The following is an 8660-nucleotide window of genomic DNA, read 5'->3' as shown; positions in this document are numbered from 1 at the left end:
CGCCGACGATGAACATATCCTTGTAGATGTAGCCGGTGCTATTGAGCCCTACGTTGGGCCGGCCCTCGACATCCATCCCATCCCCCAGGTGGATCCACCCGCCTTCGCCGAACGACGGCACCGGCACGCCCGTCCGCGCATCGAGCGAAAAAAGCCATGGGCCGCGGGCCGAGAGGATGCGTTTGTCATCCCCATCCTCCCAGTACGTGATGCCGCGCTGCGCCTCGATGCGCCGGGTGGGCTCATGCGTCTGGATGGTCGTCGGGTCGAACGTCCAGAGGTGCTCGCCGGTGGCGGCGTTCAGGGCGATCACCCTTCGGCTGGGCGTGGGGGTATAGAGCACGCCATCGACGATCAGGTTGTTGGCCTCGTAGAGCGCGCTGTCGCCGGTGACGAACGTCCAGGCGACCTCGAGGGTGCGGACGTTTTGGGTGGTGATCTGGTCCAGCGTGGAGTACTGATTACTCGTTGGGTGGCCGAGGTAGTGGGCCCAGTCGGCGCCGGCGCCCTCGGGCGGTTGCGGCGCGCAACCGGCGGCCAGGAGGAGGATGGCAAAGTAGGGGTAGATCGGATGCATGGGCGGGAGAACGGCTGATGCTATGGGGTATCGCGCGCAAGATAGGCAACGCGCCGGAAATCATCGCCTCCCATCAAAAAAAGCGCTTCAGGGAGATTCTTGACTATCGTTGACCCTCGTTCGATATTCGATGCACCGCGTCCTCCCAGCCCTCAACCGCCATGCCCCAGCTGCTCTCCGCCGACATCGTGATTCTGGGCTCGGGGCCAGGGGGCAGCGCGCTGGCCTATGCCCTGAAGGATAGCGGCGCCAATGTGCTCGTCGTCGAACGCGGCGGCTACCTGCCGGCCGAGCCGGCGAACTGGGACGCCAGGGCCGTCTTCGGCGAAGGGCGCTACAAAACCACCGAGCGCTGGTTCGACACCGTGCGCCGCCGGCCGTATCGCCCGGGCAACCACTACTGGGTGGGTGGGCAGACGAAACTCTACGGCGCCAACCTGCAGCGCTTTCGGGTGGAGGACTTTGCGGGGATGCGGCATGTGGACGGCGTCACGCCGGCGTGGCCCATCGGGTACGCCGAGATGGAGATGTATTACGGACAGGCCGAGGCGCTGTTTGGTGTCCGCGGCGAAGCCGGCATCGACCCGACCGAGCCGCCCCGCTCCACCCCGTATCCCTTTCCGGCTATCCCACACGAGCCGGCGGTCGCCGAACTTGTCGAGGCGCTCCGGTCGCAGGGCCTCCATCCCCATCCCCTCGAAATGGCCATCGACTGGGGCGAGGGGGGATGCAACCGGGACACGCCCTGCACGGGCTGCGACGGGTTTCCCTGTTACGCGGGCGGTAAAGGGGACGCCGAGCGCCAGTGCCTCCGGCCGGCGCTGGCCTCGCCGCAGGTGCGCCTGCTCACCGATACGCTCGTCCGCCGGATAAAAACGGCGGACGGGGGCCGGCGGATCGTCGCGGTAGAAGCCCTGCACCGGGGCGACCTGGTGACGATCACCGGGTCCACCTTCGTGCTGGCCTGCGGGGCCGTGAACTCCCCGGCGGTGCTGCTTCGCTCGCAGGACGCCGCGTGGCCCGAGGGCGTGGGTAACCGCTACGATCAGGTGGGCCGACGGTACATGATCCAGAACCAGAGCGCCCTGATGTGCGTGCGGCCGTTGCGGCGGACGCGGCTGACGATGCAGAAGACCGTCGGCCTCCACGATTTCCTGTTCGCCGCTCGCGGCTTCCCATATCCCGCCGGCGCCATCCAGACGCTGGGGAAGCTGACCGGGCGGATGATCCAGTCGGACAAGCCCTTTCTGCCGGCCGCGCTCCTCGACTACCTCGCGGCCCGGAGCATCGATTGGTGGATGACTACCGAGGAGTTGCCCGACTCCGAGAACCGCGTCCTCCTCGGCGACGGTGGGCGGATCGAGGTAACGTGGCGACCGAACAACGAGGCCGCGCACCGGGTGCTGCTCGCCCGGGTGAAGCAGGCCATGCGGCGGGCCGGCTACCCGTTTATCTTCCACAAACGGTTCGGAATCGAAGCCAACGCGCACCAGTGCGGGACGCTGCGGATGGGCGCCGAGCCGGCGGACTCCGTCTGCGACCCGACCGGGCGGGTGCACGGCGTCGACAACCTGTTCGTGTCCGACGCCAGCCTGTTCCCCACCTCCACCGCCATGGCTCCGACGCTGACGATCGCGGCGCTGAGTTTGCGGTTGGGCGCGCGGTTGGCCGGGCGGATGTAGCCGGCAGGTGAATCGCCTGAAGGCGATCATTTGCACGAAATGTGAAATGGGTGGGGTGCTGCTTTTTTGATCGAATCGCATTATGATACCCTCGCGTTCGATTGTGTCATGAATACCCCAATCGCCATGCCCAAGCCGCTTTCCAACCACGACCGCGTCGTCAAGGCCGTTATCCGCGAGTTTGAGTATTATTCCGAGGGTTTTTTTGCGGGCGAGACCCTCGCTGGCGGCATCCGGCTCTGGCGAGACTTTGCCGCCAGCGTGGACCTGAGTGCTACCCGAAAACCGGAGATATGGGCAGGAGCGCTGCTGTATCTATACGACCGCCTCCAGGCCGGCAGGATGTCGCAGGAGGATGTGGCCATCTATGTGGATGTGAGTGCGATCTCCATCAGCAAGAAGTACCGGGAGATCGCGGAGACGCTCGGGGTGGTCTGGGCGGATCCGCGGTACCTGACGGAAGGGCGCCGCCGGAATATTCTGCGTCTGATTGGGGCTGTTCCCGAAGATCTGTCGGTGCTCGAGTCCTTGCGTGAACATCGCGGCGCGGCCTCGGAGGAGTCCCTGTCCTACCGGCTGGACCTGGCGATGGAGGAAGCCGTCAGGGGTATGGACGCCTACAGGATGGAACAGGTGGAAACAGCGAAACAGCATTTTTACGCCGCGCTAGAACTCGACGACTACCTGATGGTGGCGCACAACGGCCTGGCCCGGATTGCGATGGATGAAGATCTTTTGGACGAATCCGAGGCCTATTTCCGCAAGAGTGCTTCGATAGCGCGCGAAACCATGCCTTCCCTGACGCCTGAAGCGTTCGATCTGGAAGATGAACTGCAGCAGGCGGTGTATCTGGAGGCGCTCCAAGGGCTGGGGGTGATATACATGGAATCGGGCCGTTTTCGCGAGGCCGCGGCGGAGTTCGAGGAGATCCACAGGCTCCACACCGGCGATAATTCCGACACGGCGTATTTGCTGGGGCCCATCCATCATGTCCTCGGCGATCGGGATCGGGCAAGCCACTGGTACGGCGAAGTGAACGAGTACATGGAAGTAGACCTGATCGAGCCGCACGTCTTGCTGTCGTACGGGCAGTTCGAATGGGAATCCGGCCGGCTCGAGCGCGCCCTGGAGGTGTGGCGGTTGTGCTTTTTTGGCAACATCTATCTGGCGCCGATGCTGCTCGGACTCCCCCTTCCCGAGGGGCCCCTGTGGCACTTCCACCCCTTCGAAGGGCCCGACTACGCCGAGGACAGTATGCTTCTATGGGGTGATCTGTGGCGTCGGGATCCACGCATGGGGCACCTCCTGCGCCGGCTCTGGTTCGATGCCGACATCGCGGCCGATAGAGAGCGCTGGCTCCAGTTGGGCAAGACGTTGGCTGCCGAGGCCGAGGCGATGGAACGGACAGGCGACGTCGCCGGCATGAATACGTTTAAACGCCGCTACGATGCTCAGCAAGCCATCGAGGTGACGCCGGTTTCACCCGGGACGCTAAAGCGGATGCGTCTGGGGGAAATTCTGAAGAATTGAACGTGGTTTTTGCTTTCGTTGTGACGGGTTGTGCCCGAAGTATGGGGCGAAGCGCCTTATATTAACGGGTAATCTCGCGCTGGTCTTGACGGCGTCGAAACGAGGAAGAGATGGAACTGGCACACTTTATACTTACCAACATCGAGCCCATCCTGATGGAATGGGAATCCTTTGCCCGTAGCCTCGAGCCCGGGAAGACCATGACCAGGCTCGCCCTTCGAGGCGACGCCGAAATGATCCTTCGCGCCACCGTGCGGGACATGGCTGCCACACAGAGCGTTTCTGAGCAGTCGAGCAAGTCCAAAGGCCATGGCGGCGCCGGGGGCGAGGCCAGCGACGGCCTCGACGATGCCTCCGCCCTACACGGCTTGGGGCGCATTGGCTCGGGCTTCGATATCGTGGAGGTCGTTTCCGAATACCGCTCCCTGCGCGCCAGCGTGTTGCGCCAGTGGCGGGGGAGCCTCCCCCATCCTACTGCCTACGACATCGCCGACATCATCCACTTCAACGAGTCGATGGACCAATCGCTGGCCATTGCCGTCGGCAGTTACACCAGGCGCGTCGACAAGTCGCGACGCATGTTCCTCGCCATCCTCAGCCACGATCTGCGCAACCCGCTGAACTGCATCCGCATGGCCGCGCGTCTTGGCTTGCAGGCTGAAGACCCGAGCTCGGAGTCTGCTAAGACGCTCGCGGTGATCGAGACCTACACGCGGGACATCTCCCTGTTGATCAACGACATGATCGACTTCGCATCGACGGGCCTGGGCAACGAGATGTGGCTGACGCGCGGGCCGGTCGATCTGGAAAAGCTTTGCCACGAAGTGCTCAACGGATTTCACCTGATGCACCCGCAGCGCACGATACGTTTTCGCCACGAAGGGGACCTCACCGGCCTGTGGGACGTCATGCGGCTCCAATAGGTCGTTTTTAACCTGATAGGCAACGCGCTGCAGCACGGCTCGGCCGACGGACCGGTCGAACTGTCGGTTACCTCTGAAGCAGAGTCGGTAGTGTTGAGCGTGCACAACGCCGGCGTTCCTATCCCACCGAAGTTGCTGGCGACGATCTTTGACCCCATGTTGCGCCACGCTACTACGGCCGAATCAACCACCCGGCGCGCTCCGGGCAGCATCGGGCTGGGGTTGTACATTGTGCGAGAGATCGTCGACGCCCACGGCGGCACGATCGGCATCACCTCAACGACGCACGAAGGCACGACGTTCACCGTCCGCCTTCCCCGGCAGCCTCCGGCTGAGGGCGATGATCGGAGCGGTGGGAAAGCAGTGAAATGACCTATCGCGGTTCATCGTTGCGCCCGTGGTCCCATCGGGATCCGTTCTCGCCCTGAAGCACTAGTCCTCTTTTCATCCTTTCTGATGGTTGGTTTCAACTGGCAATCGCGTAGGTTGACCTAGTTGTAGGTGGCGGCATGTCGTAAGGCGTTCTTACCCATCGCCATAGCCGGCGTGTCGCGACCCCTGGCGGGCGGTTGAATCGGCGGAGCGGTGGCCGGCAGATGGACGTCCGGGCCCCCTGAAGCCGTTTCCTAAAGCAACACATCCTGGACGCGCGATCAATACCAATCGCGCGCGCCGGCCTCGTCGATAGTCAATACACCCTTAGAAGTAGAGGATCGAATTGACTACGAATAAGCACCGCCCCCCCGAACTATCACAGTCGCATTCGGACGCCTCAATGGGTGAGGGACTGATGCAGCGGGCCCAGTGGCTGAAGGTCACACTCTACAGCATAGGCGATGCGGTCATCGCCGCCGATGCCGAGGCCCGCGTCACGTTCATGAACCCCGTGGCCGAGGCCCTCACCGGCTGGACGGCCGAGGACGCCGCCGGCGTGCCGCTGGACCTTGTGTTCGTCATCGTAAACGAGGAGACGCGACTGACAGTCGAGAGTGGCGTCGCAAGGGCCCTCCGTATGGGCGTCGTGGAGGGGCTGGCCAAGCATACGCTACTCATTGCCAGAGACGGCGCCGAGCGGCCCATCGACGACAGCGTCGCCCCGATCCGCGACGAGGCCGGGCAGATTGCCGGCGTCGTGCTCGTGTTCCGCGACATAAGCGAGCGCCGGCTGAAGGAGCAAGCGTTGCAAGACGCCCTCGCCTACGCCGACGGCATCTTCGCGACGCTACGCGAACCGCTGCTCGTGCTCGACGAGGGCTTCCGCATCGTGCTGGCGAATGCCGCGTTTTACCAGACCTTCGACGTCTCGCAGAGCCAGATCGAAGGCCGCATCCTCTACGACCTGGGCGACGGCCAATGGAATCTCCCCGAACTGCGGGTGCTGCTGGATGATCTCCAGACCGGGAACGACGAGTTTTACGACTTTGAGGTGAAGCGGGATTTCCCGGCCATCGGCAGCAAGGTCATGCTGCTGAACGCACGCCGCCTCCACATCAACGCCCGCCGCATCCGTAAGCCGGGAGCCCCCACGGCGCTGATCCTACTCGCGATCGAGGACGTGACCGACGAACGGGTCTCACTGCGCCGCATGCAGGCCTCCGAGCAGCGCTACCGGCGGCTGTTCGAGTCGGCGCGCGACGGCATCCTCATCCTCGACGCCGAGAAAATGGAGATCATCGACTCCAACCCGTACATGAGCGAGCTTCTTGGCTACACGAAAGAGGAGTTCTGCGAAAAGCAGCTCTGGGAGATCGGCCTGTTTCGGGACAAAAAGGAGAGCGAGGCCGCCATCGAAACGCTCCGCGAGAAGGGCTACGTCCGCTACGAGGACTTGCCACTCGAGAACGCCGAGGGCCAGGTGCAGGAGGTGGAGTTCATCTGCAACGTCTACACCGAGGCCGGCCACAAAGTCGCACAGTGCAACATCCGGGACATCACGGAGCGCAAGGGGTTGGAGCGGCAGATCCACGACCAGGCCCGCGCACTGGCCGACACCAGCCAACGCAAAGACGAGTTCCTGGCAATGCTCTCGCATGAGCTTCGCAATCCGATCGCCCCCATCTTCAGCGCCCTTCACCTGATCGGGCAACAGGATAACGAGAACGAGGTGCAGCGCGAAGCCCGCGGTGTCGTCGAGCGGCAGGTGCGCCACCTCTCGCGGCTCGTGGACGACTTGCTGGAGGTCTCTCGCATCACCACCGGTCAGATTCGCCTCCACCTCGATCGGGTGAGTGTGAACAACATCGTCAAGCGTTCGATCGAGCGTGTGGCGCCGCTGATCAAGCGCCGGGAGCAAGAACTCACGGTCTCCCTCTCCGACGACGTCCTGTGGCTTCACGCCGACTCGGGGCGGCTGGAGCAAGTCATCGGCAACATCCTGGACAACGCGTCCAAGTACACCGAGGTCGGTGGCCTCATCTGGCTTACGGTCGAATCCGTGGACAATCACGCCGTCATCTGGATTCGAGACAACGGAGTCGGCATCGCGGCCCCCTGCTTCCCCACGTCTTCGACCTCTTCACGCAGGCCGACAAGTCGCTGGACCGGGCCGATGGCGGCATGGGGATCGGCCTGTCGCTGGTAAAAAACCTCGTCACCCTGCACCGGGGCACTGTCGAGGCCTACAGCGACGGCCTCCGATCGGGCAGCGCGTTCGTGGTCCGGCTGCCGCTCGCCGACGGGACCGTGAAGCCCCTGGAACCTGCCGTGGCGGCGCCTTCGATGACGGCGACCGAGGGGCTGCGGATTCTGGTGGTGGACGACAGCGAGGACGCGGCCCGGATGTCGGCGATGCTGCTGCGCTCGTGGGGTCACGAGGTTCGCGTGGCCTACGACGGCCCTTCATCTCTTGAACGGGCGATCGGGTTCCAGCCGGACGTGATCCTGCTCGACATCGGGTTGCCCGGCATGGACGGCTTCGAAGTGGCCCGACACGTCAGGGGGCTGCCCCATCTCGAAGGCGTGCGGCTGGTGGCCCTCACCGGCTACGGGCGGGACACCGACCGGCGGCGTTCCGAAGAAGCCGGCTTCGACCTTCACCTCGTCAAGCCGGTTGAACCGGCGGATCTCAAGGCGCTACTTGCCGGGTTCCAGCCGGCGAAGGACTGAGCCGGACGGCGCTCTCTTTCCGATGGTGCTTCGTATGAACCGCCCCGGATTTGCCGGAGACTTCAACATTTGAGAACGTGGAGTCATGGACAAACGCGCAAGGTACTCCCCTGAGGTATGGGAGATGTCCTCCACCATCACGGCCTCGAGAACCTGTTCGTGTCCGACGCCAGCCTGTTTCTCACATCGTCTGCCATGGCGCCGACGCTGACGATCGCCGCGCTGAGCTTGTGGCTGGGCTGGTTGCTGAGAGCGGTGGAACAGAGCCCGAACTGGATCCGCCGCAAGGCCATTCTGGAGTCTGCGAGGATGATTTATGCGGCGGGATGACGCCATTCTACTCGAGAACCTGAGGCCGCTATTGCCCCCGCGCCCGGATGCCTGACCGGCGCCGTCGAACGAAAAAACCCGAAGGGTCTCACAGACCCTTCGGGTTTCGATCGTCATCTCCCCGGGTAGAAGATGCCCGGCACTTCGTCTTGCCCCGCACCGCGGGCTATAGCGTCCAAAAACAAGGACTTGCCGTCCGGTCGTTTTGTCGCCTTTCTCGCCGCGCAGCGTCTGTACCTCGTATCGTCCGCTAACAATTGGGCTAACACGGGAGGCGGGGCGTCGTGCCTCATTTAATGTGTATCGGGTACCAGGCGGGCCTAAGTACATTCACGTGGAATCCTGTCGGATTATCGTGAGTGGTTTCAGGTTAAGAGTTCACAAACTGTTGAGATTTCTACAATCCAGGGCATCGTCATCCCCCGGTCAAAGCCGGGGGCAGGCTCCCGCGGAGGCGGGAAACGAGCGAAACGACTTACGAAGTAATCCAGCCATCAGACTGGCATTTTTCTG

8 protein-coding genes are annotated in these 8660 nt (G+C 63.4%); 7 read left to right on the top strand and 1 reads right to left on the bottom strand.

Features of this window, described 5'->3' with window-relative positions:
- Positions 1–577: hypothetical protein (locus SH809_10370; protein MDZ4700099.1), on the bottom strand; the 577-nt coding region annotated here is incomplete at its 3' end.
- A 161-nt stretch (positions 578–738) separates the two neighbouring features.
- On the opposite strand from SH809_10370, the gene SH809_10365 reads away from it, so the two are divergent.
- From SH809_10365 to SH809_10335, 7 genes are all read left to right on the top strand, one after another.
- Positions 739–2259, top strand: coding sequence for a GMC family oxidoreductase (locus SH809_10365; protein MDZ4700098.1), 1521 nt, complete (start codon positions 739–741; stop codon positions 2257–2259).
- A 126-nt stretch (positions 2260–2385) separates the two neighbouring features.
- Positions 2386–3789, top strand: coding sequence for a tetratricopeptide repeat protein (locus tag SH809_10360; GenBank protein MDZ4700097.1), 1404 nt, complete (start codon positions 2386–2388; stop codon positions 3787–3789).
- A gap of 110 nt (positions 3790–3899) precedes the next feature.
- Positions 3900–4712, top strand: a complete 813-nt coding sequence (locus SH809_10355; GenBank protein ID MDZ4700096.1) for a histidine kinase dimerization/phospho-acceptor domain-containing protein — start codon at positions 3900–3902, stop codon at positions 4710–4712.
- A gap of 12 nt (positions 4713–4724) precedes the next feature.
- On the top strand, positions 4725–5084 hold the full coding sequence (locus tag SH809_10350) for a sensor histidine kinase (GenBank protein MDZ4700095.1): 360 nt from the start codon (positions 4725–4727) through the stop codon (positions 5082–5084).
- Between the two features lie 403 nt (positions 5085–5487).
- Positions 5488–7293, top strand: coding sequence for a PAS domain S-box protein (locus SH809_10345; protein MDZ4700094.1), 1806 nt, complete (start codon positions 5488–5490; stop codon positions 7291–7293).
- Positions 7203–7817 (top strand): response regulator, encoded by a 615-nt coding sequence (locus SH809_10340; protein ID MDZ4700093.1) that lies wholly within the window; start codon positions 7203–7205, stop codon positions 7815–7817. The genes SH809_10345 and SH809_10340 overlap by 91 nt, the downstream gene beginning before the upstream one ends.
- Before the next feature lie 117 nt (positions 7818–7934).
- The gene (locus SH809_10335) at positions 7935–8147 is read left to right on the top strand and encodes a GMC oxidoreductase (GenBank protein MDZ4700092.1); all 213 of its coding nucleotides are present in this window, start codon (positions 7935–7937) and stop codon (positions 8145–8147) included.
- The last annotated feature ends 513 nt before the right edge of the window (positions 8148–8660 follow it).

The organism is Rhodothermales bacterium, from assembly GCA_034439735.1.
Classification (GTDB): domain Bacteria; phylum Bacteroidota; class Rhodothermia; order Rhodothermales; family JAHQVL01; genus JAWKNW01.
Note: the sequence above shows the minus strand (reverse complement) of the source record. Positions and strands in the feature narration are given on the sequence as shown.